Raw genomic sequence first — 26,718 nt, 5'->3', positions numbered from 1 at the left:
AAACCTGTGAGGTCTGGATACATTATGATTTAAACTCAATATATTCTGGAGCCACTATATCGGTTAGCCATACTTTATTATCCGATTGATAGAACTCAATGCCCTTGGCATACATTTCGCCTGATCTTACCGTTAGAATAACAGGTTTCCCTCTTCTGGATCCTACTTTTATAGCTGTTTCTCTTTCTTCACTAAGATGTACATGATGCCTGTTCATTTTTAGCAATCCTTTTTCTCTAATGGCACTCATAAATTTGGCTACAGTACCATGATACAAGAATTCTGGCGGTTGCTTGGGTTGATATTCTAAATCTACCTGTATTGAGTGGCCTTGATTGGCTCTAATCCTGGTATGGTCTTCATTAAAAGCAAAGCGTTGTTTATCACAGGATGCTACAACTTCTTCTAATACATCCATATCTAATTCTGGTCGGTGTCTTTTTACTTTCTGCAGTAATTCCTGTACATCTGTCCAACCATTTTCATCGAGTTGCACCCCTACTTTATCAGGGTTATGCCTTAGAATAAGGCTTAAAAATTTACTTATATGTTTATTGTTTGTTTTCATTTTTTTAATAATTCATTATACAGCTCAAAATTTTCCTGATCAAAACAAACAAAGATTATTTCTTCAATCTGATCTTGATTAAAATTTTTAACTGTTTCGACGGCTATTCTTGCCGCAATATTTTTAGGGAATTTATAAATCCCTGTACTTATATTTGGGAAAGCTATCCTTTTTACACCATTCTCTTTTGCTAATTTTAATGAATTGATATAGCAGTTTCTCAATAGTTCTTCCTTTTCTTTTCCTCCATTGTTCCAAACTGGCCCGACGGTATGAATAACATAGGTAGCAGGAAGATTCCCTGCTGTTGTAATTACAGCTTCTCCTGTATTACATTTACCTTGCTTTGCTCTAATCTCTCTACAAGCATCCAGGATAGCTTCCCCACCTTTGCGATGAATTGCTCCATCCACCCCACCTCCTCCTAAAAGAGAAGAATTTGCTGCGTTAACAATCGCATCTGCTTTAATAGTAGTGATATCAGATTGGATTACTGTTAGTTTCATTTCAGCTTTAAATATGCATTCAGTTTTTCATCCTTAAATATCAACGGTTTTTCTGCAGGAGTGACCAGGTTTTCTAAATCTTTATTTTTTACAAATTCATACTGCTCACTAACAAAATCAGAAACATCTTCAATCTCCAAAATATCATCTTTAGCATACCTTTTTATATACTCCTTTCTTAATCCAATCTGAATGGCTCGTCTTTCTAATTTTACTCCATATGGATCATGATCGGGATCCCATTGTAATCTCACGTTTGAATTTGTAACATCCTCCTGCCAGGCCTCATACGACTCATATAATTCTGGTTTGAATGAAGAATACACAGCATTTTTCACATAATTCTCAAAGGCTTCTTTTTTGATATGTACTGCTAATATGACTTCTTGTCCTTCTTTTGTTCCCCAACCATTTCTATACATCATCCATAAAAAATTAGGTTTGATCCATGTCATTCGATCTAAGCTAAAAGCTCCTCCAAAAAATTGATTTTTTACTGCAAAATTCCCTATTTCGGGTCTATAGGATTGATACACTATTATTTTCTCATTATCATATTGTGCCATAATATGATACCCGCTTTGGGGCCATTCTTTCTGTTGTTCTTTATATTTTCTAAGTTGTAATTTCATTATTTCTATAATTTATTCTCGATACATCTTGTCTTCTTCATTAAGTCATAACAAAACACTCGAATGGACGTATTACTACACTAAATTCTCATTAAATTGTCCTGTTAAATTTTCTATATCTTCAAACCTTGCCAGTCTGGTTTTCCATTTTGTTGGTATGGCATTATAGCCATAATATAAGCCTGCTAATCCTCCTGTAATTGCTGCTGTAGTATCTGTATCTCCACCTAGATTCACCGCTTTTAAAACGACTTCTTCATAAGAATCCGATTTTAGAAAACACCACAAAGCAGCTTCTAAAGAGTGTAGCACATATCCGCTACTTTCCACTTCTTTTTCTTCAAATTCTCTAATATCTGATTGTAATACTCTATTAAATAAACTTATCTCTGTAGGATTAAAATCCATCTCATGAGCAAAATCCAATATAGGCTGTTTGCAATTCTCATACGCTTCGAATTTGTCTTGTCCTTTTAGTAACAATAATCCATACTCTACATATATAAAACATGCAAATACAGATCTAAAATGTGCATGAGTTATAGAAGACACTTCTTTTATTTTTTTATATCTCTCTGTTATAGATCCTTCTTCTTTTAATATATAAACCATGGGTAAAGTTCTCATTAATGAGCCGTTTCCATTATCTTCTACAAACAAGTTTCCCGAATACTTTGCTGATTCTCCTTTTAAAATTCTATCTAATGAATGACTTGTAGTTCCTCCTACATCAAAAACTTCGTAATGTGCTCCCCAAAAACCTTCTTTATACCATTTAACAAAAGTTTGACCAATATCCTCTATATCATAACCTCTAAGCAGACTATCTATAAGACAAAAGGTTAATGAACTATCGTCTGACCAAGTACCAGGAGGTTGATTCCAACATAAATATCCTAAAAAATCCTTAACTGGATGTTCTTGTAAAAATGTTCTGGTCTTAAATTCGACAGGCACTCCTAATGCATCTCCAACTGCAACACCAAAAATTCCTCCTTTTATTTGTTCTTTTAAATTCTTCATTTTAATTTTTTCTTTACTTCATTAATCAATTCTTCTAAGCTGTTCACTTTTTGTACTCCATACTGTTCAGAGACAATATCTACATTTCCTTTTCTCCAAAATCCATCTGGGCAGCATACTACCAATTTATTACTTCGTGCATATAATCCTAATTCTAATAATGTTATAGGGGATTTTGTATGCGTATCAAAATACATAATAATCATATCTGCTTTTTCTAAAGCTTCTAACTCCCAAAGTACCTGTTCTTTAAATGTCGGATCAGTTATTTTCTGCTCCCATGTATGATCCCAACTTTCTCTTCTGGGATTTAAAATTGTAATATTTTCTTCTAATAGCTCTTCTACCACCTTATCCTGCCATTTTTGGGCAACACCTGATTCAATGCTTCCTGCCAGAAAAACACTTAGGTTTTTATTCAATTCCGGAATAATTGGTGGTACTATTAGATTCATATTCTATTATTTTTGGATGGTATTCATTACCTACAAAATAGATTTTGGTTTATTCTTAAATAACAGGAATTTGCACTACTTTTTCTTCATCTACATCCCTAAATGAATTTGTTGTAAAAATAGTATCAAATTGTTTTGTAAGTTCAGTAAATCCCTTGCTAAAAATCCCATGACTAATCACCAAACTCAATTTTCCAGCGTTTTTATCTTTTAAAGCTTTTGCCAGCCCTAGAAAAGTTCCTCCTCCATCACAAATATCATCGACAATCACACAATGTTTTCCTTTTAAATCATCTTCATACACCCTAAAACCTGATAAAGCTCCTGTTTTTACATCTCTTTTTTTAGAACATTCTACTACTTCTACTCCACCTAGAAACTCAGATACTTTATAGATTTTTTTTAATGCTCCTCCGTCAGGAGAAATTAGTACTACCTCTTCTTTAATGGTAGCTAAACATTGTTTAACAAATTCATAATTCTGAATCACATGTACCCGATCTAATAACGCAGGTGTCACTTCTGAATGTGGATCAAAGATTGTTACTTGATTATAGTGTTGCGCATTAATACTATCGGCATATACTTTAACGCTTAGTGATTCTCCTGCAACCATCACTCTATCTTGCCTAGCAGCAGGAAAATATGGAATAAGCACATTAATCTCCTTTACATTCATTCTACGTAACGCATCGGTAGCGATCAACAACAATCCTAAATCATTAAACGAATTGATTCGTTGCGTAATCGTGATACTGTTCCCTATATTTTTGTCTAAAATATTTATATGCGGTTCTCCTCCATTAAAAACAAATGATTTAAAATCAATAGATTTTTCAAAAGGTGTAAACGATGGATCCAAATGTAAATACTTCATAATTGTGTTATTTTTACGCAAATTTATAACAGAAATATGATACTGCAAAATATTTTGCGTAAAAACTACATTATTTTGATAAAATATATCTTTCTGAAGATCAATAGTATTGAAACTGTGATACTATTATTTGATATCGAAGAGAAAACCTTCTTCTTTAAGTTTGAAGTATTGTTTTTTATTAAATTTAAATAGGTTTGCGGGCCGGCCTCTTCCTTCTGAAATTTTTTCATCTAACTCTTCAAGGATTCCGAAACTCAGTATTTTTTTTCTAAAATTTCGACGATCAATTACCTTTTGAAGAATAGTCATATATAACTTTTCGAGATCAGAAAACAAAAACTTATCAGCAAGCAGATCGAATCCTACGGGTTCGTATGTGAGTTTATTCTGCAATCTCTTTTTTGCAGTTTCTAAAATTTGAATGTGATCAAATGCCAAATCCGGAAGTTCGGTTACATCAAACCAGGCAACATCTTTTGCATCGGTATCTGCTTTAATTGCATGATGTTCTGGTTTAACCAATGCAAAATAAGTAACACTTACTACCCTGTTTCTTGGGTCTCTCCCAGGATTACCAAAAGAATACAATTGTTCTAAATAATCTATAGTTACATTGGTTTCTTCTTTAAGTTCTCTAACAACAGCTTGTTCTAAACTTTCGTTTTCCAAAACCAAACCTCCTGGCAAAGCCCAGGAATCTTTAAAAGGATCTATATTTCTTTTTATCAACAAGACATTAAGTGTCTTATCTTTATATCCAAAGACTACAGCATCAACAGCAACTTTTATATTTTGGCGTACCATATACGCAAATTTACATATTTCTCTTTTGGAATAAAAAAACTTATCAATTTATATTTAAGAGATGTAGAATTTCAATACCAACTTATTTCCTCAAATTAGCATTATGATAACACCAGCTATACTAATTGAATACAAAAAAAGCAGTATTTTTATAGATAAGCTCATATCCTGAGAGCTATATAAAGTTCAGGATTATTACACAAAAAATTATGAAAAGCACGCTTTTAAACCTAGGAAAAAAATTATCCAGAACAGAACAAAAAAAAATTAATGGTGGTGGTAATCCATGTGATACATACAACGGTCCAATAGTTGTTACCTGTAGCCAATACGAACAGCTTCCTCCTCAACACAAATTTTGTGTTATGGTTAGTGTAGACTGTTTTCCTCGCTAATTCATTTCTAATCCAAACAAAAAAACTCCCAAAGATTATCTTTGGGAGTTTTTATATATTAATTGCTCTTTTACATTATTGTCTTAAGCATTTTGCTTTTTGATCAAGTTTAATGCAGAACCTTCTTTAAACCATTCTATCTGAGAATCATTATACGTATGATTTAACATCGCAGTATCTTTAGATCCATCTGCATGAACAATCTCTAATGTTAATTGTTTTCCTGAGGCAAATTGATCAAGATCTGTAAAGTTAAAAGTATCATCTTCTTGTATCAAATCATAATCACTTTCATTAGCGAATGTTAATCCAAGCATCCCTTGTTTTTTAAGATTGGTTTCGTGGATACGAGCAAACGATTTTACAATTACTGCACATACTCCAAGATGACGCGGCTCCATTGCAGCATGTTCTCTTGATGATCCTTCTCCGTAGTTATGATCCCCTACAACAATAGTAGGTACTCCTGCTGCTTTATATGCTCTTGCAGTATCTGGTACACCACCAAACTCTCCTGTTAATTGATTTTTAACAAAGTTTGTTTTTTTACCAAATGCATTTACAGCTCCAATCAAACAGTTATTAGAAATATTATCTAAATGACCTCTATAACGTAACCATGGTCCTGCCATAGAAATATGATCTGTAGTACATTTACCAAATGCTTTTATAAGCAATTTAGCTCCTTTAATTTCATTACCTATTGGTACAAATGGTGTTAACAATTGTAGTCTTTCTGAAGTTGGGCTTACTTTAACTTCTACATTACTACCATCTTCAACCGGAGCCAGATATCCATTATCTTTTACTTCAAACCCTTTTGGTGGTAACTCCCATCCTGTTGGCTCATCAAACATTACCTCTTCACCGTTTTCGTTAATTAACTTATCGGTTAACGGGTTAAAATCTAGTCGTCCCGAAACTGCAATCGCAGCAGTTAATTCTGGTGATGCAACAAAAGCATGTGTATTAGGATTACCATCTGCACGCTTAGCAAAGTTTCTATTAAAAGAGTGTACGATACTATTCTTCGGAGCGTTTTTCGGATCGTTATATCGTGCCCATTGTCCAATACAAGGTCCGCAAGCATTGGTAAATATTTTTGCATCTAGTTTTTCGAATATCCCAAGGATACCATCTCTATCTGCTGTATATCTTACTTGTTCAGAACCTGGGTTGATTCCTAATTCTGCTTTCATTTTTAAACCTTTGTCCAACGCTTGTTGTGCGATTGAAGAAGCACGAGACAAGTCTTCATAAGAAGAGTTTGTACAAGATCCTATTAGTCCCCATTCTACTTGAATTGGCCAATCATTTGCTTTGGCTTTTTCTGTCATTGTACTACCAACTGCTGTTGATAAATCCGGGGTAAAAGGTCCGTTTAACAATGGTCCTAATTCAGATAAATTAATTTCGATTACCTGATCAAAATATTGTTCTGGGTTTGCATATACCTCTGGATCTGCTGTTAAGTGTTCTTTTACTTCGTTTGCTGCATCTGCTACATCTGCTCTTTCTGTCGCTCTTAAGTAACGCTCCATAGATTCATCATAACCAAAGGTAGATGTTGTAGCGCCAATTTCTGCACCCATATTACAAATAGTCCCTTTTCCTGTACACGACATTGATGTCGCCCCTGGTCCAAAATATTCTACTATAGCACCAGTTCCTCCTTTTACAGTAAGAATTTCTGCTACTTTTAAAATTACGTCCTTAGGTGCTGTCCAGCCCGATAATTTACCTGTTAATTTTACACCAATTAACTTAGGAAATTTTAATTCCCAGGCCATACCTGCCATAACATCTACTGCATCTGCTCCACCTACACCAATTGCAACCATTCCTAAACCACCTGCATTTACCGTATGAGAATCTGTTCCGATCATCATTCCTCCAGGAAAAGCATAGTTTTCTAATACTACCTGGTGAATAATACCGGCTCCCGGTTTCCAGAATCCAATTCCATATTTATCAGATACCGATTCTAAGAAGTTAAACACCTCACTACTAATATCATTAGCATTTTTTAAATCTGTTGCTGCACCTTCTTTCGCCTGGATCAAGTGATCACAATGTACTGTTGTTGGTACTGCCACTTTATTTTTACCAGCTTGCATAAATTGCAATAACGCCATTTGAGCTGTTGCATCCTGACAAGCAATACGATCTGGTGCAAAATCAACATAATCTTTACCTCTTGTAAACGCTTTTTTCGTTTTTACGTCCCACAAGTGTGAATACAAAATTTTCTCTGCCAAGGTTAAAGGTTTACCCGTAACTTCGCGTGCTGCATTAACACGATCAGCTACCTGACTGTATACCTTTTTTATCATATTGATATCGAATGCCATCTCTAATTATTTTTTAGTATTGAAAAGTCCTGCGAAAATACGAATTTTAAAGGATTTTCTTAAATGAATACATTTAATCCCTTCTTTTTGCATTTTTAAAAAAATATGAGGCTTCATTTATTGAAATTCATAAATTAGAATTACGAAAATTACCATATCGCTAAAAATTAAGATAAGAAAATACTTCGCCATTTCTTCAATTCACGAAAACGTTATAGTTATTTCTCAAAAAATAATCTAAAAAAAGATAAAAACTGGTATAAAATAAAAAAGTGAAGTCATATGACTTCACTTTTTATAGATTCAAAACTTCTAATTTTAATACTATTCTTTTCTTTTTCTATGTCTTTCTTTTCTATGTTTTCTTTTTCTTAATTGCTCATACTGTTCTAATTGAGCTTCTGAGAGTGATGCCTTAAATTTTTCATTTTTATCTTTCATAATGGTTTTATGATTTTTATGCATCTCTTTTTGTGACTCGCTAAGCGTAAGCTTCAAGGCTTTTCTTTTTCCCTTTCTAGAAAGGTCTTCATTTTTTACAATTGCTAATTGTTCTTTGGTAAAACTGGCATGCATCGTCTTTCTTTGCTCTTTTCTAAGCTCTCTTTTATTTTCTAATTCCTTTTTCTGGCTTTCTGATAGGCTTTCATAAAATTCTTTTCTTAATGCCTTGCGATCCCTATGGTTATCCTCAGGTTGGGCTGATATCGCAATGGTACCCATAAATAGGGCCATGATACATATTATACTATTTTTCATCTGTTTCTTTTTCATTTTTTTAATATTAAACAATACTCTGTTGAACGTTCAATACTATGACCATTAAATATGAAAAAGGTTTAATAGTAATAAAGAAAAATGATTTTTGGCAATGCAGGTTTGATTATGCGCATCTATATTGAAGACTGACTATATCAGAAATCAACATTTTTTTGATAGTTTTTATCTAGTAACCGCTTAAAACAGGCTATGAATCACATCTTCTACGCTAATACCTTCTGCTTCTGCTTTGTAGTTTTTAATAATACGGTGACGAAGAATCCCCATGGCTACAGCTTGTACATCTTCTATATCCGGAGAATATTTTCCTTTGATAGCTGCATTGGCTTTGGCTGCCAGGATTAAATTTTGGGAAGCTCGTGGTCCTGCTCCCCAATCTATATAATTTTTCACTAATTCTGTTGCTGTTTCTTCATCTGGTCTTGTTTTACCAACCATGCTTACAGCATATTCAATTACATTATCTGCCACCGGAATACGGCGAATTAAATGTTGAAAATCAATAATCTCCTGAGCTGTAAATAATGAATTAACAGTAGTAGTGGTATCTCCTGTAGTACTTTTTACCACATCTACTTCTTCCTGAAAACTTGGATATTTAAGTTCTATAGCAAACATAAATCGATCTAGTTGTGCTTCTGGTAGTGGATATGTTCCTTCTTGCTCAATTGGGTTTTGGGTAGCAAGAACAAAATATGGCAAATCTAAGGTGTAATGGTGCCCGGCAACGGTTACAGATCTTTCTTGCATTGCTTCAAGGAGTGCTGCCTGGGTTTTTGGTGGAGTACGATTAATCTCATCTGCCAAAATAATATTAGAAAATATGGGTCCTTTAATAAATTTAAAGTGTCTAGTCTCATCCAATATTTCACTTCCTAATATATCACTAGGCATTAAATCAGGAGTAAACTGAATTCTTTTAAAATCTAATCCCAAAGCTTGTGAAATGGTATTTACCATAAGTGTTTTGGCTAGCCCTGGTACACCTATTAATAATGCATGACCACCAGAAAAAATAGAAATAAGTATCTGATCTATAACTTTCTCTTGCCCAATAATAACTTTGGATATTTCTTTTTTGAGTTCTGAATGTTTTTTTACTAGTTTTTCTATAGCCGCTACGTCGTCTGACATATTATTTTATTTTTTTAACCAGTTACCACTATACTCACAGTCTCTATACTCTCCGTTTATTTTAATATAAGTATCCATTATTTTTTCACTCTGCCACTTACGAATTGCATCAATTTGCTTTTTCCTTAATGCTAATTCCTGTATTTTAAGATAGTCATTCGCGTAATCCGCTATATGCTCATCGTATCGATTAAGTACTGTTATTAATTTATACTTTTTTCGACCTTGACGATCCTGATCGGGAATTACCAAAGAAACTTCATTCATTTTTAGTTTAGATACTTGATCGTACAATATAGGGTCAATTTTGGTAAGTTCAAAACGAGTATCTCCTGTTGTTGGATTAAGTAGTTGTCCTCCATCTTCACGAGTTTCTTTTTCGTCACTAAATTTTCTTGCTGCCTCTTTAAATTTGATAGAACCCGAAACAATACTTGTTCGTATAGAATCTATTAATCTTTTGGCTTCATCAACTGTTTTTCTGGTTACTTCGGGAGTAAGTAGTATATGTCTTACATCGATTTCTTCTCCTCGTATTTTATCTACTTTTACAATATGCCATCCAAAATCTGTTTTAAACGGTTCACTTACTTCTCCTTCTTGCAAACTAAAAGCAACATCTTTAAATTCTTTGGCAAAGTTTGTCTTGCGATCAAGCGTGTATTTCCCACCAGTAGATTTAGAACCCGGATCCTGAGAATACAATACTGCTTTGGTAGCAAAACTACTACCGTTCTCTACAATATCTTCTCTAAACTGATTTAATCTATCGATTACTTTTTGCTCTTCTTCTTCGGGTATTTCTGGTTCTATTACAATCTGAGCTAATTCAAGTTCTGTACCAAAAAGTGGTCTTTCATCTTCTGGAATGTCATCAAAAAATTCTCTGATTTCTTCTGGAGTAATTTCGATATCTTCGATAATCTTGGTTCTCATCTGCTCTGACAACCTATTTGACTTATTGATTTCAAAAAGTTCTTTTCTAAAATCTACCAGATTATCTTTTTTATAAAACTTTAATACTTTCTCTACAGTACCTAGCTCATTTGTCATATATGCCAATTGTTGGTCAACCATCGAGTTAACTTCTGCATCTCTAACCACTATACTATCCTGGATTGCATGATGGGAATACAATTTGGCTTCAAACAAACTACCGGCAAGTTCGCAACGGCTTACATCAGAAGCTGAAACACCTTCACTAATCAATTGTCGATAGGCAATATCTACATCACTATCCAAAATTACATTTTCTCCAATCACTGCTGCTACGCCGTCTATTTTAGTCCTTTGAAATGGGACTTTTACAGTTTCTACTACTGCATTTATGGTATCATTTACCATAGGACTATTCTGTCCATTAATGGTATCCTGTGTTACTATGGAATCTTGCGCTACTTCTTCAATAATCTCTTGTGCATAAAATTGTGTATTCATACTAAAAGTAAGTATAGCACAAAGTACTGTAGTTTTAATCATAAACTTCAAATTGTTTGTTCTCAACTGCATCTCTTGTAATGTCTTTTTCTATTTTTTTAATTAGCTCCAACTTTCTCTTATTTAATATAATCTGCCTTATTGTAGGCTTAATATATTCTATTGGTGCTATTTCATTACGCTTTAATACATCTTTTATTTTCACCATATATACTCCTGTAGAATCTCTAAGTTGCATATATTTTCCACTTTTTAAGAGTTTTGCTCTATCTTGTTTTTTGAGAATTGGAATTTTACTTAACACCTGATCTAACTTGATCCAAGCAGAATCATTTAAAGAATATGTTAGGTATTCTATTTTTTTTCCTCTCAACTCTTCTACATCCTCTTCATTAAAACGATTGAATTGTTGCTTCGTTGCAACAATATTAGCGTAATCAGGTGGCAAATGTAAGTAACGTAATTTTACTAACTCCTCATTAAGATTAAAATTTTTCAAATTTTGATCATAATATGACTGAAGATCTTGCTCTGTGATCTCCATATTAATGGATTTATTGATCACTGCATTCTTGTAAGCGTTGATATATAAGGTGCTTTGATAGTTTTCTACCAAATCATTAAATTCTTCGAGCTCTTCCTGGGTAAGATTTAATTTAGCCTTGTCGATAAATAATTGACGGGTAGCCCATGTATTAATATAATTATTAACAATATTGGTGCTATCGCCTGCAGACATATCCTTTGGTACTAGTTTTTTAATATCATCTTTATATAGGTAGTTATCATTTACTCTGGCAATAGCTTCTTTTTTGATTTGATTCTTAAATTTTTGACAAGAAACTACTATAAGCAATAGCAGTATTAATTTATAATATTTCATCTGTTTATATATAATATTCTTTAGACGATCAGGCCTATGCTGATATAGATACATATAAAATGTTCATTATACCTTATGCCACATTCCTACCTTTTTAATTATTCGTAAAGAAATTAATAACAACACTTAAAGAGCAGCTGCAATTTAACCACTCTCTAATTAAAGGTTTATTAATTTTTTAAATCGATAATTCTTTTTTAGCTTTTTTCAAAGTTTTCTCATTAACTTTTACCGGGTATTTTACTCGTAAATGATCTAACCATTTATTTTCTATACTTTCCTGAAAATCATTAATCACCTCGCCCTTAGTTTCTTCAAAAGTTTTAATTCTTGAAGGTAAGATTTCTTTGACCATAATCAAAGTCTTAAAATTCTCTTCTTCAAGAAATACAATTTCCCCTTTTTCTGCAGAAAAATTCTTAGGTAATATTGCATCTCCTTTAGCCAATTCTTCTTCAGAAAAAAGTACTAAAGCTATATCTCCTTTATTAACTTCATTTTTTATTTCTTTAATCGACTTTTTCTTCTTCAGTAACTTTTCGACCTTACTAATTGCCTCTTGTTTTGATGAAGAAGCCTTAAGAACCTTGTAAGCCTCATTTTGTGTATACTTATCTTTTTGAGTCTCGTAATATTTTTTAAGTCCGATAGAATCTGTCTTAGAGACATTCCATATTTTAGACTCCATAAGATCAAAAAGCAAAAGTCCATCACGATACTCTCCTATTACATTTGCAAAATCCTTATTATCCTCTTCAAGATGCTCTTCATAATATCGAAGTAAGGTTTTTGATTCGAATTGAGTATACATTTCTTCAACAAAGGCAGAAATATCTAAATATCTTTCTATTCTGATTTGATTACTCTTCAAAAACTCAGCAAAATCTTCATATAAGTACTTCTCTTTTTTAAGAGTAAAAAGTTCTTTTTTCAGATTTTTGTCTTCAGGTACATTCCATTCTTCTTTAGAAAACGTAGCGGGAAGTATTTCTTTAAAATATGCAACTGCCTTTTCATTCTTGGTAATTGCATATTTTTTCTTTAATGAATTAAGAAACGAAGTAGTCACTAGTTTTGATCTGCTATCTCTTTTTACTTTTTTGGTAAGTTCATTTTTTTGTTCTTCAAAACTCTTGAGTGGGTGTTTTTCTATAAGCTGAATGATATGCCAGCCATACTTAGTTTGTATTGGTGTAGAGATTTCTCCTTTTTTTCCTAGAGCAAAAGCTGTTTTTTCGAATTTCTCAGAGTTTAATGCCCCTTGTCCGAAACGTCTAATTTTACCTCCTTCTATTGCTGTACTGGGGTCATCACTATATTGTTTTGCCAAAGAAGCAAAAGAAACTCCTTGCTGAAGCTGCTGATTGATTTCTTTTATTCTTTTTTCTGCTTCTTCTGAGGTTCTATTATTATTAATAGCTACCATAATATGAGCAACGGTAACTTCTCCTAGTTTTTTCTCTCTACCATTAACTTTTACAACATGGTAACCAAATTGTGTTCTAAATGGCTCTGAGACTTCACCTACTTTAGTTTCATACGCTGCTTCTTCAAACGGATACACCATTCTAAATGCAGAAAACCAACCTAAGTTTCCGTTATTTTTAGCAACAGAAGGGTCTTGGCTATAGGCCTTGGCTACAACATCAAAAGATTCTCCATTTACAACCTTATTTCTTGCTTCTATAATTTTTTGATATGCAGCAATCGTATCTTTTGCCGAGGCATTGGGTTTTACCATAATCAAAATATGACTGGCATTTATTTGCTCAAGAGAACGATCATACGCTTGCCGTATTAATGCATCAGAAGTTCTGGTATCGGTAAGATATCCTTTTGCCAGTTGTTTTCTATACCCCTCTAACTCTTCTAAATAAGCTTGCTTTTTATCTAATCCAAGGTGCTTTGCTTCTTTTAATTTTAATTTATAATTAATAAACAAATTAAGATACTCGTCTATATTCTTTTGTGATTTGTCTTTTACTAAATCTATATTCTTAAGATATACTCTCTTAAATTCTGATATATACACAGGAGATTCGTCAATAGTAAACAGCACATCACTTGATTGTTGTGCATTTGCGAGTGTAAATAAAATACTTCCTAAAAAAAATAATAGCCCCTTTTTATACATAATTTCTATATGATGAAGTCCGAAATCGAACAAAAATAATAATATTAAAATGTTTTACAAGTTCCTTGTTCTAACGAAGTAAGTACCTCCTATAGTATTAACTTTTAAAATTTTTATGATCTACGTATATTGTGGCCACAATACAAAACTAACTAACAACAATCCGGTCATGGAATATACACTCAACATCGAAATAAAACTACCTAGAAATCAAGTAGTTGAAAAGTTTAACAACGAAGAAAACATGAAACATTGGCAAAAAGGTTTTGTGAGTATGGAACACATAAGTGGTACAAAAGGAAAAACCGGAGCAATTTCAAAACTTATCTACAAAATGGGGAAACGAGAAATTGAAATGATTGAAACTATTACTTTGCTTGATCTTCCTGAGTCGTTTCACCTTACTTTTGATGCAAAAAACGTGTATAACATTCAGGAAAATTATTTTGAAGAACTCTCTAACGGAAACACGAAATGGATCTCTAAAAACGAATTTAAATTTAGTGGCTTCATGAAACTTATGGGATTTCTTATGCCAGGTGCCTTCAAAAAACAATCATATGAATACATGGAAGATTTTAAAGCTTTTGCAGAAGAAGGAAAAAGCGTGTTAGATAATTAATTCATAAAAGCATTTTTGACGTCTATAAAATTGAAAACTATTTTGGAACGAAAAATAAAATTAATTTGGGATTTTAGAGGCCCTGCAGCAAGTAAAACAGCACAACACCACGAAATTCATCTTAAAGAATATATTACTTTAGAAAAATTATCTCTTAACATCACTGGATATCATGAGTTAAATGATCTACATAGTTTGGCTTATATGATTGTTACTGATTCTGAAATGAAGACAGTACGTGATGCTTTAAAACCACACCGTGGTCAACTCTATGAAGGATAGATTTTTAAAAAAAATAATTCGTGGCACGTATATTGTCTAAGACCTTATATATTTGCAAAAATTAGAAAATAAAAAAAACAAAAAAGTAAAATGAAAAAAATAATATTATCAATCTTAGTATTGATCGTTAGTTTTCAATTAAATGCTCAATCCAAAACTGGAACTATAGATTCTGAGTATATTCTTTCTCAAATGCCAGAACTTACTAAGGTACAGGAAGATTTAAAAGCTTATAATGCAAAAATGGAAGCTGATTTAAAAGTAAAAGTAGATGCATATCAGGGCAAAGTGAAGGAATACCAAGATAAGGTAGCTTCTTTTACTGAGCCTATTAAAAAAACAAAGCAAGAAGAAATCATTGCTTTAGAAAATGATATTGCAAAATTTCGTCAGAATGGTAGCAAATTAATACAAATAGAACAAAATAGACTACTACAGCCATTATATGAAAAAATCGGAAAAGCACTGGAAGAAGTTGCTAAAGCCGAAAAATATACCCAGATATTTACTATTACCACAAGTGGCTTGGCATATGTTGATTCTGCATATGACATAACAAAAACAGTAATGACTAAATTAGGAATCACCATAAAAGAAGCTCCTAAAAAATAAAAACACAATAATACATTATAAAAAAACGCATCGAATGATGCGTTTTTTTATAATGTATTATTCGTAATTTCTTTTAGTTTATCCTCTACTTGCATCAAGTATATCTCATTATATACTTCTTTATAAGGGTCTGAAGCTTTGTATCCTTGTTCAATTAGTTTTTTTGATTGTTCTATTGCTAATATCGCCTCTTTTTTATTACCCATTTCTAAAAAGGTTAGTCCTTTGTAGTAATATCCCATAGAAGATTTGTCAAATAACTTAATCGCCATATCAAAATCTGAAATAGCTATTTTATACTTTTTTTGATGCATATAACTTATCCCACGATATACATAAACAGATGCTTTTACATAATCTCCTTCTTCTTTTATTACGTTTGTAAATTCATGTATAGCCTCTTCATGTCTTTCTAACGCCTGTAATACCTCTCCTTTTAATGAATTAACATTCTCTCCCCAGGCATAATCCGTCTTATTCGGAGTATAGTCATCATATTGATTAAGGTATAGTAAGGCTCGATCATAATCTTTATACAAATCTGTCATTAACCAAGATGTATAATATAGCGTCTCTTTTGGATCAATCTCCATTGCTTTTTCAAGTAACGGAATAGCAATATGATAATCTCCAATTTTACTATTTGCAATTGATTTTTCGATGTAATAATCAGCTGTATCAGGGTTTAGAGCAATTAACGTATCAAGATATGCCTGTTCATTTACAGCTCCTTGAAAAAACCATTTCTTTTCATACTCCAAACGTTTGGTTTCTTCAGATTTCTGTTTTTCTGTCCATTCTGAATAGTCTACAACTTTTTCCTCTCGACAAGAATATAGCAAACCGATAAGACAAACATTAAGGATATATACGAATAATCTTTCCATTTTTAATTCTAAAACTTAAATAAATATAGGTATCTATAGCTTTATCACTTTTTGGTTTTCTACCAGGTATCCAATCTTGTAAGTTTTTTGTAATTTCAAAAATCTGATTAGCCACTTCTGCTGAAAACTCCTTATGTTGATAATTAGTATCAAATGCCTGTGTTTCATACATCCCCGCCTTTCCTTCGCAATTAACTACGAATCGAACCTGAAATATCCCTGACTCTGTACTACCATCGGGCACCTTATAGTTTTCTTTAAAAATCTTTCTTATATGATAAAGCCTTCCATTATAAGATGTTCCTTGATAATAATATCTATCTCCAGGAAAATTCTTGTTAATATATTGATTACAAAGCTGAAATGAAACTGGTTTTATCTCGGTTTCTGATCTTCGAACGGATGTATATTGTATTTTTTTAAACCCTCCATCCCTAAAACCAAAGGTATAGATATTATTTTCGTCATATGAAAGTACCTGTTCCCAAAATTGATAATTCTGATCACATGCTAATTGATTTCCTTTTTTGATAAGGAATAAAGCATTCTGAAAAGTAATGAATTCATAACAATAGGTATGATACTCATTACTATTTGTATTTATAAATTGTAGTCGTTTTTCTTCTTTACTAAATCTAAAAACCCCAGATTCATTATTTATTTGCCAATCCTTTGATAACAAAAAATCTTCAAACTCCTGAACATTAATAGTTTTTGTTTCAATCAAACGATGCGCTTCAATTTTATCAAGAAAGCTTAACTGATCATTTTTTATATAAAATTTACGAATAGGATAAGAAGTCGTGTCTAATGTAATAGAGTCCTTAGAAAATTGTATGCCATTTTTAAAGGATTTAGTGCCTTTCAGGTTTTTGAAGTAAAGCGTATCTTTTTTGAATTCTAACACATAATTGCTAGGTATGTAAAAACCTTTATCATGTTTAAATGCTCCTCCTATCCAAGTCCCTTGAACTAAGTTTTCATCTATAAATGAAGTTTCTTTTTGTTTACAAGAATGTAGACCAATAACAAATATTCCTACAAGGAGATATATTATTTGATCTAAGTATTTCATATTTGCTATTATCTTCTACTATAATTAGGTGCTTCTTTGGTAATAGTTACATCATGCGGGTGGCTTTCATTAATACCACTAGCAGTAATCTTCACAAAACGACCATTTTCCTGTAATGTAGAAATATCTTTTGCTCCACAATATCCCATACCGGCGCGCAATCCTCCTATAAATTGGTGTATACTTTCTACAAGATCTCCTTTATAAGCTACTCTACCTACTATACCTTCTGGAACCAGTTTTTTGATATCATCTTCAACATCTTGAAAGTATCTATCTTTAGAACCTTTTTTCATCGCTTCTACAGATCCCATGCCTCTATAGGTTTTAAATTTTCTTCCTTCATAGATCACTGTTTCTCCCGGAGATTCTTTAGTTCCTGCCAGAAGTGAACCTAACATTACTGTATCTGCCCCTGCTGCTATAGCTTTTGGGATATCACCAGTGTATCTAATACCTCCATCTGCAATCACAGGAACTCCAGATCCTTTTATTGCACTGGCAACTTCTAATACTGCCGAAAACTGAGGAAACCCTACACCTGCTACTACCCTTGTAGTACATATAGATCCCGGGCCAATTCCTACTTTTACAGCATCAGCACCTGCCTCAACCAGATATTTTGCAGCTTCACCAGTTGCGATATTTCCTACAACTACTTCTAATTCTGGAAATTTTGCTTTTACTTCTTTTAATACTGCAACCACACCTTTGGTATGCCCATGTGCCGTATCGATAACCACAGCATCTACTCCAGACTTCACCAAGGCTTCTGCTCTCTCTACAGCATCACCAGTAACTCCAATAGCAGCTGCAACCCTAAGGCGCCCAAGCTTATCTTTATTGGCCATAGGTTTTAATGTTAGTTTGGTGATATCTCTAAAAGTAATTAGGCCTACTAAGGTATTTTCTTTATCTATTACTGGTAGTTTTTCGATCTTATTATCCTGTAAAATTACTTCGGCTTGCTGTAATGATGTTCCTTCTCCTACCGTAACCAGATTTTTACTAGTCATTACTTCGGATATAGGTCGTTGATCATTTTTTTCAAAACGAAGATCTCTATTGGTAACAATACCAATCAACTTATGATGATCATCTACAATTGGAATCCCGCCAATGCTATGCTCTCGCATATTGTTTTTAGCATCAATTACTTTAGCATCTAGAGGTAATGTTACCGGGTCGATAATCATACCGCTTTCTGCACGTTTTACCTTACGCACTTTAATTGCCTGTTCTTCGATAGTCATGTTTTTATGCAACACTCCTATCCCACCTTCTTGAGCCATAGCAATAGCCATACGACTTTCTGTAACAGTATCCATTGCTGCAGAAACGATAGGAACATTAAGTATAATATTTTTTGTAAACTTAGTCCTGATACTTACTTCTCTTGGTAGGACTTCAGAAAATGCGGGAACTAGAAGAACATCGTCATAGGTTAAACCTTCTCCAACGATTTTGGATTCATGTGCTGTCATTGCAATTAAAATTTAATTGCGTGCAAATATACGCCTTTTTTAAGGAATATTAAACCTATACCTTTTTATTTTGATAATCAAATCATTCGTGCTATCGGTTTATTTTGACAAGTAGCATATAAAACTATCGATGAAATGTTAAAATATCTGTATTTTCTCAAGAATTGTTAATTATTTATTAACAAAATAAGTTTTATTAACATTATTTTAATATTTATACAGTATATTTAGTTTGTCAGGTTTTTTTGGTATTAAGTTTATCAAAACGATCTACAGCCCCAAAAAAATTATTGTATGAGAACTATGCTAACCCTGGTATTGATATTTTTATATATCAATATTGCCAATGCTCAATTTACTGATGCGCCACTTACCAATTCAACATTCACGAATTCTAGTCAGATAGAATTTAAACCAGAAAAAACTTTATTTAGTAAAAGAATTATACCTGTAGCGTTGATTGCTACTGGCATTCTTTTATCTACGAGTAGTTTTGAGAAATCATTTCAAAAAGACCTTAGAAATATGGTTGGTGATGATTTTTATTTTGGTATGGATGATTACACTCGATATGCTCCCGTTGTAGAAATGTATGCTGCAGACATTTTAGGAGCAAAGTCAAAAAGCCATTGGTTTGATCAAACCAAAAATCTGGTTCTTTCATCTATCATAAGTAATGGTGCTTCTTCCTTATTGAAAAGAGAGGTTCATAAGTACAGACCGGGAGGTTCTACCAATGCTAATTCTTTTCCATCGGGGCATACTACTACAGCATTTACAACAGCTACGGTATTGTATGAAGAATTTAAAGACACTAATCCTCTTTTGGCGTATAGCGGCTACTTTTTTGCTATTACTACAGGAAGTTTAAGAATGCTTAATAATATGCATTATCTCTCTGATGTTTTGGTCGGAGCTGGTATAGGGATATTATCTGTAAAGCTGGTATATCATTTTAATCATCTTATCTCCTGGAATCCATTCAAAAAATTAGACGGAATAGCTTTCGCCCCACAATTCAGTGAAAAATCTGTTGGGTTTTACCTTTCTAGAACTTTCTAAGATAATAGAAGTTTTTATAAAATTTATACAAATTTCAAAAAATCAATTTCTATATTGTTTTAACAAGACAGAACAGTATACAAAATGTATCATTCGTATGTGTTTTAACCATACTACCATATTATACAATTACGGATGATCCATCCTACAAGGGGCAATATCCCCTACTCAAAATCCGTGTTTTCCCTCTACTTTGATAACACTTAATACACTACTTTTGAATAAACAAAAACAGTCTAACTCATATTTCAAAATTTATAAAAATGATTGTTTCACACAAAGTAGAAAGTTATAGTCTTCAAATTGTTAGTAATTATGCCGGTGGTGGCGGTTACCAAATGGGGTTTGTATACCTTTATGGTCAAAGTCAGGAATACATAGGGCATTTAGCTATTATTAAAGACGAAAAGACATTGCCAGAAAACAAACAACATAGCAATGGAGCTATCATACTCTATTTTCATGAAACAGAATTACAATCTATTCTTGAAACCCTTAGAAGCGAAAGTCCTGTATCAATTAAACTTAATACGAGTTCTAAATGGGGATCAATCGAAACAGGCAAAGAAACAGTAGGAAATGGGGAGCTTGCTGCATAGTACCCAAAAGATCTGAAAAACAACAAAATACCATTACTCTCGGTTAACACATGGGCCAGCCAGAAATGAGAGTTCTAAAAAAATATAAATTGTGAAGAATGTAATTGGTTCACAATCTGGTGACAGTGGAAGTGTTGTTAAATTAAATGGAATCTACTATTTTTCAGGTCTTTTGGATACTTTATTTTCTAGAAATAGATAGGTTTTTTTCTTAAAAAAAGTGTCGTATACAAACTAATCTATTGATCTCTGTATAGATTTAGAAATACAACTTCTTAATCAATTGGTTATATTTACAAAAATGATTTTTGTTTATAATGATAACACATCAAAGTGAATTATTTTAACACTCTGTTGTTTAACACATTATATAACAAATAATCAATATTCTAAATGTAAACTACATTAAGGGTACTGATATAATAAACCAAACCTTACACTCTGTAGAATGAAAACACAAACTACAAAACATCGCATAATTACAATTATGTTAACTATAATTCTATGCGGATGGTTCTTACATTATAATTTAGAAACTTCTAACCTAAGAGAAGAACATGAAGCCTTTTTGAACGACACTTATCAAAAAGCATATGTAACACCAGGAGAATTAAATAGTAAAAAACCTGATAGGCCAGATTTTGCTGCACTTCACGAATATCTTACTACTCTAGATCCGGCAACAAAAAATGTACCTAAAGAGCGTTTATTAAAATCATTTCAATTTACCAAAGCACAAGCACTTAAGAGTAAATTACTACAAAAAAGCAGTAGTGATCAAATACAATGGGAAAATATCCCTGCTAACATATCGGGTAGAATTCGAAAAATAATCTTTGATCCTTCAGACGCAACACATAAGAAAATATGGGGCGGATCGGTTACTGGTGGATTATGGTATAATAATGATATTACAAATCCAGCTTCCTCCTGGGAAAATGCATCTGGTTTTTTTGAAAATCTGGCTGTAGGCGCCATTGCTTTTGATCCTGATAACAGTAATACGATGTATGTAGGAACGGGAGAATCTTATACAGCTGTAAATATTTATCGGGAATCCTCTGGTCGTGGTACAGGTATATGGAAATCTGTTGATCATGGTGAAACCTGGCAGCTTTTACCATCAAGTACTGATTTTGCTTATGTAAACGATATTCTGGTTAGAAATGAAGCTGGTACAAGTGTACTCTATGCTGCAGTTGCTTCGGGAACCTATAAAGGAGCTCCGCATGGATCTAATAGTACCAATGGATTATATCGATCAATAGACGGTGGTACTAACTGGGTACAAGTGCTTCCAAATATAATAGGAGATACTACACCATATGCTCCTTCAGATATACAAGAAGTTGATGGAGGAAAACTTCTTGTGGGTACGATGCGAAATGTTGATGAAAACGGAGCAGGTACAATACTTAGTTCTTTAAACGGAACCGATTGGACTATTGATGATTCTTTTGCAACAAGCAGATTTGATCCTTCAAGTGACCTTTATCCAGGTAGAGTAAAATTTGCAGTTGCTCCTTCTAACCCAAAGAGAGTTTATGCTATTATAAGCGGAGGGTTCAAATTTCCTTCCGGGTTTATTAGAGACTCTAGTAATTTTTGTATCCTTTTACAATCTTCTGATGCTGGTAACACATGGTCAGAATTTGCAGGTCCAAGTAGAGATCTGGGCTGGGGAGGCTGGGGTTCTCTTACCTGGCATGCCATGGCTATAGGAGTAGATGCTGTTGATGAGAACACTATTATTATAGGTGGTCTCAATAGTTTTAAATTAACAGGAACCGATACTGCTGATACTTCAGATGCTAGTGCATTACGCTGGCAATCGATTTCTTACTGGGTAGCAAATCGTCATAAATTCCCAAAATATGTTCATGCAGATCAACATACTATTCTGTATAGACCAGGCTCTTCTGATGAAGTTCTTATTTCTACCGATGGAGGCGTATTTTATTCAAATAATATGACTACTTCTAATGTAGCCGAATTTGATAACTTTTTAAATATATTTCCTTCCTTTTTTGACGTAAATAAAGGCTTAAATACTATTCAATACTATACCATTGGTATTCACCCGGGAAAAGGAATTGATGCTTATTATGGAGGTACACAAGATAATGGTACGCTACGATATGACGGTAATCCTATTGATGTTACCGATATGGTAAGTGGTGGAGATGGTGTATTTGCGTTTGTTGATAAAAACGAACCTCATATCAGGATCACTACGGTATATCATAATCAATATTTTATTTCCAGGGATGCTGGCGAAAATTTTACTTACTTTGGTCTATTAAGTGGTACTTTTATTAATGCAACAGATTACAATTCTCAAACCAATACAATTTTTGCAAACGCAATGGGACTTGGTGGTGCAATTACCTCAACAGATAATCAACATGTTGATGAGTTATTAAGAATTGAGATAAAAAGTGATACTATACTTTCAAAATTCACACCACTAAACACAGGGTCGACTGTTCCCTATTCTAGTATAAAGGTATCACCATATGATAAGACAAGAACTTCGACATTGTTTATTGGTACTCAATCTGGTAAATTATTTAAAGTAACAAATGCACAGAGTGATACACCTACTGCTACAGAGATCGGTAGTAATTCATTCCCTCCTGCTACTATATCCAGTATTGATATTGGTGAAACAGAAGATGAGATTTTAATTACTTTTTCTAACTACGGTATTAGTTCGGTTTGGTATAGTGATAATGGAGGAAGCTCATGGTCAGAAAAAGAAGGTAATCTACCTGATATGCCAGTACGATGGGGACTATTTAATCCTTTTAATCGATCACAAGTCTTGTTGGCTACAGAAATCGGAGTATGGGCTACAGATGATATAAAATCAAGTGAAGCAGAATGGTTTCCTAAAAATGAAACCCTTGCCAATGTAAGAACAGATATGATCGCGATACGAGAATCAGATGCGAAAATTGTAGCAGCTACTCATGGTCGAGGGATGTTTGAAGCTACTTTAGATGTAAAAGATAATCCAACCGACCCTCCTATTGTAGAGAAAGAGGTCTTTTCTATTTACCCTAATCCAGCCAAAAGTACATTTACAATTAGCTCGACATTAAAAAGTGTTGTTGCATATGAAGGAGAAATTTTTACAGTAGATGGCAGGCTGGTAGAAAGATTTTCCTATACTTCTGGTGAGGAATTCGATGTTAATATTAGTGGCTATAAATCTGGTATTTATCTTGTAAATCTAGAAGGAAATGATGGCTCACAAATTATCACTAAAATGGTGAAACAGTAAACTGGGTTATTTTTTTTTGTTTCTTAAAGCGATTTCCATAGTCCACCAGTATTTTTTATAACTCATGGGCCAAAGTTGTTTAAGAACATCAAACTGGCCATAATATATCCATTCCCATGAGAAAAAGGTGCGAAATAGCATTCTTGAAGAAATACGTTTTCGTATTTGACGTACTTCGTCTTTATCAATTCCGTTTTCTTTAAGTAATTGTATTACATTTTCTTTCTGTGTTTCACTAAATTCTGTATCCAAAAACTCATCGCATAGTAATGACCAATTATCAACCGGAGTAGTTAAACTAATATTCGATTTTTCTTTAATCTCAATACATTGTTTCTTATCCAGACCTTGTAGAAAAATGATTTCGTTAGTATTAATTTTTGCAGTTACTGGTCTTGTATTGATTCTTATTTCATTGATGACCGAGAACGGTAGTTTCTTTTTATCTTTTAGATATCCATACTTAAAATAATATCCTTTGGGAAAATAAATATGATCTTCGGCCACAATGCAATTTGTACTTTCAATTCTGTTTTTATTTTTCTGTATTGACATAATTACTTCTTATTGATGCTTTTGTATAAAGAACTCTTCTTAAGTAATACTTTTACTTACAAAATTTATATTTTCTACCCCAATTTTGTCATTTTTTTCAATGTAGCTAACTATACTGAAAAAAAATCAACTTCATCATGACACAAAAGCCAAACTTTTCGGCCTAAAACCACTTCAGGATGAGTTCAAAACAAAAAACGGAGTAGGTATCTAAACTTACTCCGTTTTCAAAAATGGTTTACGTTTAGTTATATAAAATGCAATTATAACTAAGCAACAAATATAGTTTTTTATCAGGAAATCCTATAAAAAATACGATTTTAAGGAATAAGTAGGATGTGTAATTAGCTTTTATTAAATAGGCTTTAAGCATATTACACAAGTATATATTTCTATATTTCATCGAGCAAGAAGTGTTGTTGAGAGAAAATAATAGTCAAATACTCATAATTTAACGATATTACAATCCATTTTACCCTGTTTGAGGTATATTTAATAGCATCTACATTATTATGACAACTTCTGTATTTTTTAAAAATAGAACCTTAAAACATATTGTTTTTTGGATTCTTTATTTATTGATTTGGATAGTAATGGATGTAATGTATGGTGCTTCTTTGACAAAAGCTTCTTATAAGTACCTGGGTTGTTTACTAGAAATCCCATTTTATTATATACATATGTATTATTTATGGCCTAAGTATATTAGTACCAAACGTTATGTATATTATTTTCTGGCTTTCATTCCTCTTCTTATTATAAACTCATTACTTGTAAAACTTTTTCAATATTACTTTATCTATCCGGTTTTACTAGAAATACCAAAACTTCCTTCTGATTTTTTTTCTTTTCCTAGAATACTGGATTTTGCGAGAGCAATATTATTATGGTTTGGTCCTCCTACTGCTATCAAGATTTTACAAGATCACTACGAAAATAAGATCAACTTAGAAAAAATAAAAAAAGAACAAAAAATCAGTGAACTGAATTTTCTGAGATCCCAGATGAATCCTCATTTTCTCTTTAATACGTTAAACAATCTGTACTCATTATCATTAAAAGGTTCAAAAAAAACTCCAGAAGCTCTATTACAACTATCAAACTTATTATCTTATACCTTATATGAAGGTAGTGAAGACAAAATTTCTTTAGAAAAGGAAATACATCACTTACATGATTATATTGAATTAGAGAAGTTACGTTTTGGAAATCGTTTAAACTTACAGATGGAAATCACTGGTAATTTTGGTGGTGTAATGATTACTCCTCTTATCCTAATTCCTATAGTCGAAAATGCTTTTAAACATTGTTCTTTAAATGAAAGAGGAGATGTGGATATACAAATAAAAATAGCGGTCAACAATGGCGAATTACACATTAGCACTATTAATCCGGTAGGAAATTCTGTAAAAGAAGGTAACAAAAACGGAATCGGCGTTCAAAATTTATCTAAAAGATTACAGATTATTTATCCTCAAAAACATACCTTTAGGTTAGAAGAACGTGCACATAAATTTTATGTCGACCTAAGTATACAACTAGATAATTGATGAGTATTATAAAATGTATTATTATAGATGATGAGCCATTAGCTCAAGATGTTATCTCTGATTACATCAGTAGGTTAGATTTTTTATCTGAAGTTGGAAAATTTGATGATGCTTTATCGGCTATCGAGTTTTTAAATTCTGAAACTATCGATCTCATTTTTTTAGATATACAAATGCCTATGCTCAACGGGATCAATTTTTTAAAAGCTGTCTCTTCTCCTCCCAAGGTTATTTTTACTACGGCACATCGGCATTATGCCGTAGATGGATTTGAGCTTAATGCTGTTGATTATCTAATAAAACCAATTCCTTTTTATCGATTTGTACAAGCCATTGAAAAAGTAAGAACACATACAGATCAACCTATAAAAATGCCCGAAACCCCTGCTGGTGCAGCTTTTTTTAAAGTAGATAATAAAAAAATTAAAGTATATTATACCGATATTCTTTTTATTGAAAGTTTAAAGGATTATATTAAAGTGGTCCTAAAAGACAGGTTTTTTGTCACTTATCAAACTCTTTCCGGAATGTTAGAACTATTACCCTCATCTCAGTTTGTACAAGTACACAAGTCTTTTATAGTAAACTTTCACTATATAAGTGTTATACAAGGAAATGTATTAGAGATAAATGATCATACCATCCCGATGGGAAGAAGTTATAGAGATAATGCTCTAGAGAAAATATATCAGACCGGAAAAAAAGTTTGGAAGTAAACCCTG

Annotated in this window: 26 protein-coding genes; 9 read left to right on the top strand and 17 right to left on the bottom strand. The window is 32.7% G+C overall.

The window, feature by feature from the left end; translation table 11 throughout:
* Positions 1-22 precede the first annotated feature (22 nt).
* From Z053_RS0116400 to Z053_RS0116370, 7 genes are all read right to left on the bottom strand, one after another.
* Entirely contained in the window at positions 23-568 is a 546-nt protein-coding gene (locus Z053_RS0116400; protein WP_025666078.1) for an RNA 2'-phosphotransferase, read from the bottom strand.
* On the bottom strand, positions 565-1,074 hold the full coding sequence (locus Z053_RS0116395; protein WP_025666077.1) for an O-acetyl-ADP-ribose deacetylase: 510 nt from the start codon (positions 1,072-1,074) through the stop codon (positions 565-567). Before Z053_RS0116395 ends, Z053_RS0116400 begins: the two co-directional genes overlap by 4 nt.
* Positions 1,071-1,706, bottom strand: a complete 636-nt coding sequence (locus tag Z053_RS0116390; RefSeq protein WP_025666076.1) for a DUF4291 domain-containing protein — start codon at positions 1,704-1,706, stop codon at positions 1,071-1,073. The genes Z053_RS0116395 and Z053_RS0116390 overlap by 4 nt, the downstream gene beginning before the upstream one ends.
* A 75-nt stretch (positions 1,707-1,781) precedes the next feature.
* Positions 1,782-2,729, bottom strand: coding sequence for an ADP-ribosylglycohydrolase family protein (locus Z053_RS0116385; RefSeq protein ID WP_025666075.1), 948 nt, complete (start codon positions 2,727-2,729; stop codon positions 1,782-1,784).
* Complete coding sequence (locus tag Z053_RS0116380; protein ID WP_025666074.1) at positions 2,726-3,184, bottom strand: nucleoside 2-deoxyribosyltransferase domain-containing protein; 459 nt, start codon at positions 3,182-3,184, stop codon at positions 2,726-2,728. Before Z053_RS0116380 ends, Z053_RS0116385 begins: the two co-directional genes overlap by 4 nt.
* 55 nt (positions 3,185-3,239) lie before the next feature.
* On the bottom strand, positions 3,240-4,061 hold the full coding sequence (gene prs / locus Z053_RS0116375; protein WP_025666073.1) for a ribose-phosphate diphosphokinase: 822 nt from the start codon (positions 4,059-4,061) through the stop codon (positions 3,240-3,242).
* A 126-nt stretch (positions 4,062-4,187) separates the two neighbouring features.
* Positions 4,188-4,868 (bottom strand): NUDIX hydrolase, encoded by a 681-nt coding sequence (locus Z053_RS0116370; RefSeq protein WP_025666072.1) that lies wholly within the window; start codon positions 4,866-4,868, stop codon positions 4,188-4,190.
* 209 nt (positions 4,869-5,077) lie between these two features.
* Here Z053_RS0116370 and Z053_RS28775 point away from each other — a divergent pair, with 209 nt between their 5' ends.
* Entirely contained in the window at positions 5,078-5,263 is a 186-nt protein-coding gene (locus Z053_RS28775) for a hypothetical protein (protein WP_035096308.1), read from the top strand.
* A gap of 83 nt (positions 5,264-5,346) precedes the next feature.
* Here Z053_RS28775 and Z053_RS0116365 read toward each other — a convergent pair whose 3' ends face one another.
* From Z053_RS0116365 to Z053_RS0116340, 6 genes are all read right to left on the bottom strand, one after another.
* Entirely contained in the window at positions 5,347-7,614 is a 2,268-nt protein-coding gene (locus Z053_RS0116365) for an aconitate hydratase (RefSeq protein ID WP_025666071.1), read from the bottom strand.
* A 324-nt stretch (positions 7,615-7,938) separates the two neighbouring features.
* Positions 7,939-8,388: a hypothetical protein gene (locus Z053_RS0116360; RefSeq protein WP_025666070.1), complete on the bottom strand. Its 450-nt coding sequence runs from the start codon at positions 8,386-8,388 to the stop codon at positions 7,939-7,941.
* A 183-nt stretch (positions 8,389-8,571) separates the two neighbouring features.
* Positions 8,572-9,528: an AAA family ATPase gene (locus tag Z053_RS0116355; protein WP_025666069.1), complete on the bottom strand. Its 957-nt coding sequence runs from the start codon at positions 9,526-9,528 to the stop codon at positions 8,572-8,574.
* Positions 9,529-9,534: 6 nt separating this feature from the next.
* Positions 9,535-11,007, bottom strand: a complete 1,473-nt coding sequence (locus Z053_RS0116350) for a peptidylprolyl isomerase (protein ID WP_241459839.1) — start codon at positions 11,005-11,007, stop codon at positions 9,535-9,537.
* Positions 11,000-11,848 carry a hypothetical protein gene (locus tag Z053_RS0116345; RefSeq protein WP_025666067.1) on the bottom strand — a complete coding sequence of 283 codons (849 nt, stop codon included), beginning with the start codon at positions 11,846-11,848 and terminating at the stop codon, positions 11,000-11,002. The genes Z053_RS0116350 and Z053_RS0116345 overlap by 8 nt, the downstream gene beginning before the upstream one ends.
* A gap of 178 nt (positions 11,849-12,026) precedes the next feature.
* Entirely contained in the window at positions 12,027-14,015 is a 1,989-nt protein-coding gene (locus tag Z053_RS0116340) for a peptidylprolyl isomerase (RefSeq protein ID WP_051476078.1), read from the bottom strand.
* 136 nt (positions 14,016-14,151) lie between these two features.
* On the opposite strand from Z053_RS0116340, the gene Z053_RS0116335 reads away from it, so the two are divergent.
* The 3 genes from Z053_RS0116335 (at position 14,152) to Z053_RS0116325 (ending at position 15,498) form a co-directional block, all read left to right on the top strand.
* Complete coding sequence (locus tag Z053_RS0116335; protein WP_025666065.1) at positions 14,152-14,604, top strand: SRPBCC family protein; 453 nt, start codon at positions 14,152-14,154, stop codon at positions 14,602-14,604.
* A gap of 42 nt (positions 14,605-14,646) precedes the next feature.
* On the top strand, positions 14,647-14,886 hold the full coding sequence (locus Z053_RS0116330) for a hypothetical protein (RefSeq protein ID WP_025666064.1): 240 nt from the start codon (positions 14,647-14,649) through the stop codon (positions 14,884-14,886).
* Positions 14,887-14,976: 90 nt separating this feature from the next.
* Complete coding sequence (locus Z053_RS0116325) at positions 14,977-15,498, top strand: OmpH family outer membrane protein (RefSeq protein WP_025666063.1); 522 nt, start codon at positions 14,977-14,979, stop codon at positions 15,496-15,498.
* A gap of 47 nt (positions 15,499-15,545) precedes the next feature.
* On the opposite strand, the gene Z053_RS0116320 is transcribed toward Z053_RS0116325, so the two are convergent.
* The 3 genes from Z053_RS0116320 to guaB are packed head-to-tail and all read right to left on the bottom strand — an operon-like array spanning position 15,546 to position 18,944.
* A complete protein-coding gene (locus tag Z053_RS0116320) occupies positions 15,546-16,385 on the bottom strand; it encodes a tetratricopeptide repeat protein (protein WP_025666062.1) in 840 nt (279 codons plus the stop codon).
* Complete coding sequence (locus Z053_RS30275) at positions 16,357-17,460, bottom strand: hypothetical protein (RefSeq protein ID WP_025666061.1); 1,104 nt, start codon at positions 17,458-17,460, stop codon at positions 16,357-16,359. Before Z053_RS30275 ends, Z053_RS0116320 begins: the two co-directional genes overlap by 29 nt.
* An 8-nt stretch (positions 17,461-17,468) precedes the next feature.
* The gene (guaB, locus tag Z053_RS0116310; RefSeq protein WP_025666060.1) at positions 17,469-18,944 is read right to left on the bottom strand and encodes an IMP dehydrogenase; all 1,476 of its coding nucleotides are present in this window, start codon (positions 18,942-18,944) and stop codon (positions 17,469-17,471) included.
* 294 nt (positions 18,945-19,238) lie between these two features.
* Between guaB and Z053_RS0116305 the strand changes: the two genes are divergently transcribed.
* The 3 genes from Z053_RS0116305 to Z053_RS0116295 all read left to right on the top strand — a co-directional run bounded on the left by Z053_RS0116305 (position 19,239) and on the right by Z053_RS0116295 (position 23,891).
* Positions 19,239-20,006 (top strand): phosphatase PAP2 family protein, encoded by a 768-nt coding sequence (locus Z053_RS0116305; RefSeq protein WP_025666059.1) that lies wholly within the window; start codon positions 19,239-19,241, stop codon positions 20,004-20,006.
* A gap of 263 nt (positions 20,007-20,269) precedes the next feature.
* Entirely contained in the window at positions 20,270-20,605 is a 336-nt protein-coding gene (locus tag Z053_RS0116300; RefSeq protein ID WP_025666058.1) for a hypothetical protein, read from the top strand.
* Between the two features lie 448 nt (positions 20,606-21,053).
* The gene (locus Z053_RS0116295; RefSeq protein WP_025666057.1) at positions 21,054-23,891 is read left to right on the top strand and encodes a T9SS type A sorting domain-containing protein; all 2,838 of its coding nucleotides are present in this window, start codon (positions 21,054-21,056) and stop codon (positions 23,889-23,891) included.
* A 6-nt stretch (positions 23,892-23,897) separates the two neighbouring features.
* Here the strand turns inward: Z053_RS0116295 and Z053_RS0116290 are convergent, their stop codons facing one another.
* A complete protein-coding gene (locus tag Z053_RS0116290; protein ID WP_025666056.1) occupies positions 23,898-24,446 on the bottom strand; it encodes a hypothetical protein in 549 nt (182 codons plus the stop codon).
* A 512-nt stretch (positions 24,447-24,958) separates the two neighbouring features.
* On the opposite strand from Z053_RS0116290, the gene Z053_RS0116285 reads away from it, so the two are divergent.
* Both Z053_RS0116285 and Z053_RS0116280 read left to right on the top strand, forming a co-directional pair.
* Positions 24,959-25,996 carry a sensor histidine kinase gene (locus tag Z053_RS0116285; protein ID WP_025666055.1) on the top strand — a complete coding sequence of 346 codons (1,038 nt, stop codon included), beginning with the start codon at positions 24,959-24,961 and terminating at the stop codon, positions 25,994-25,996.
* Entirely contained in the window at positions 25,996-26,712 is a 717-nt protein-coding gene (locus Z053_RS0116280) for a LytR/AlgR family response regulator transcription factor (protein WP_025666054.1), read from the top strand. The genes Z053_RS0116285 and Z053_RS0116280 overlap by 1 nt, the downstream gene beginning before the upstream one ends.
* The last annotated feature ends 6 nt before the right edge of the window (positions 26,713-26,718 follow it).

This window comes from Aquimarina megaterium XH134, assembly GCF_000520975.1.
GTDB lineage: Bacteria > Bacteroidota > Bacteroidia > Flavobacteriales > Flavobacteriaceae > Aquimarina > Aquimarina megaterium.
The sequence above is the reverse complement of the archived record's forward strand: the minus strand, read 5'-3'. Positions and strand labels throughout refer to the sequence as shown.

What these genes read in the sequence shown, in the direction of transcription:
- Z053_RS0116400 (WP_025666078.1), bottom strand. Translation starts at nt 568, where the DNA reads ATGAAAACAAACAATAAACATATAAGTAAATTTTTAAGCCTTATTCTA.
- Z053_RS0116395 (WP_025666077.1), bottom strand. Translation starts at nt 1,074, where the DNA reads ATGAAACTAACAGTAATCCAATCTGATATCACTACTATTAAAGCAGAT.
- Z053_RS0116390 (WP_025666076.1), bottom strand. Translation starts at nt 1,706, where the DNA reads ATGAAATTACAACTTAGAAAATATAAAGAACAACAGAAAGAATGGCCC.
- Z053_RS0116385 (WP_025666075.1), bottom strand. Translation starts at nt 2,729, where the DNA reads ATGAAGAATTTAAAAGAACAAATAAAAGGAGGAATTTTTGGTGTTGCA.
- Z053_RS0116380 (WP_025666074.1), bottom strand. Translation starts at nt 3,184, where the DNA reads ATGAATCTAATAGTACCACCAATTATTCCGGAATTGAATAAAAACCTA.
- prs (WP_025666073.1), bottom strand. Translation starts at nt 4,061, where the DNA reads ATGAAGTATTTACATTTGGATCCATCGTTTACACCTTTTGAAAAATCT.
- Z053_RS0116370 (WP_025666072.1), bottom strand. Translation starts at nt 4,868, where the DNA reads ATGGTACGCCAAAATATAAAAGTTGCTGTTGATGCTGTAGTCTTTGGA.
- Z053_RS28775 (WP_035096308.1), top strand. Translation starts at nt 5,078, where the DNA reads ATGAAAAGCACGCTTTTAAACCTAGGAAAAAAATTATCCAGAACAGAA.
- Z053_RS0116365 (WP_025666071.1), bottom strand. Translation starts at nt 7,614, where the DNA reads ATGGCATTCGATATCAATATGATAAAAAAGGTATACAGTCAGGTAGCT.
- Z053_RS0116360 (WP_025666070.1), bottom strand. Translation starts at nt 8,388, where the DNA reads ATGAAAAAGAAACAGATGAAAAATAGTATAATATGTATCATGGCCCTA.
- Z053_RS0116355 (WP_025666069.1), bottom strand. Translation starts at nt 9,528, where the DNA reads ATGTCAGACGACGTAGCGGCTATAGAAAAACTAGTAAAAAAACATTCA.
- Z053_RS0116350 (WP_241459839.1), bottom strand. Translation starts at nt 11,007, where the DNA reads ATGATTAAAACTACAGTACTTTGTGCTATACTTACTTTTAGTATGAAT.
- Z053_RS0116345 (WP_025666067.1), bottom strand. Translation starts at nt 11,848, where the DNA reads ATGAAATATTATAAATTAATACTGCTATTGCTTATAGTAGTTTCTTGT.
- Z053_RS0116335 (WP_025666065.1), top strand. Translation starts at nt 14,152, where the DNA reads ATGGAATATACACTCAACATCGAAATAAAACTACCTAGAAATCAAGTA.
- Z053_RS0116325 (WP_025666063.1), top strand. Translation starts at nt 14,977, where the DNA reads ATGAAAAAAATAATATTATCAATCTTAGTATTGATCGTTAGTTTTCAA.
- Z053_RS0116320 (WP_025666062.1), bottom strand. Translation starts at nt 16,385, where the DNA reads ATGGAAAGATTATTCGTATATATCCTTAATGTTTGTCTTATCGGTTTG.
- Z053_RS30275 (WP_025666061.1), bottom strand. Translation starts at nt 17,460, where the DNA reads ATGAAATACTTAGATCAAATAATATATCTCCTTGTAGGAATATTTGTT.
- guaB (WP_025666060.1), bottom strand. Translation starts at nt 18,944, where the DNA reads ATGACAGCACATGAATCCAAAATCGTTGGAGAAGGTTTAACCTATGAC.
- Z053_RS0116305 (WP_025666059.1), top strand. Translation starts at nt 19,239, where the DNA reads ATGAGAACTATGCTAACCCTGGTATTGATATTTTTATATATCAATATT.
- Z053_RS0116300 (WP_025666058.1), top strand. Translation starts at nt 20,270, where the DNA reads ATGATTGTTTCACACAAAGTAGAAAGTTATAGTCTTCAAATTGTTAGT.
- Z053_RS0116295 (WP_025666057.1), top strand. Translation starts at nt 21,054, where the DNA reads ATGAAAACACAAACTACAAAACATCGCATAATTACAATTATGTTAACT.
- Z053_RS0116290 (WP_025666056.1), bottom strand. Translation starts at nt 24,446, where the DNA reads ATGTCAATACAGAAAAATAAAAACAGAATTGAAAGTACAAATTGCATT.
- Z053_RS0116285 (WP_025666055.1), top strand. Translation starts at nt 24,959, where the DNA reads ATGACAACTTCTGTATTTTTTAAAAATAGAACCTTAAAACATATTGTT.
- Z053_RS0116280 (WP_025666054.1), top strand. Translation starts at nt 25,996, where the DNA reads ATGAGTATTATAAAATGTATTATTATAGATGATGAGCCATTAGCTCAA.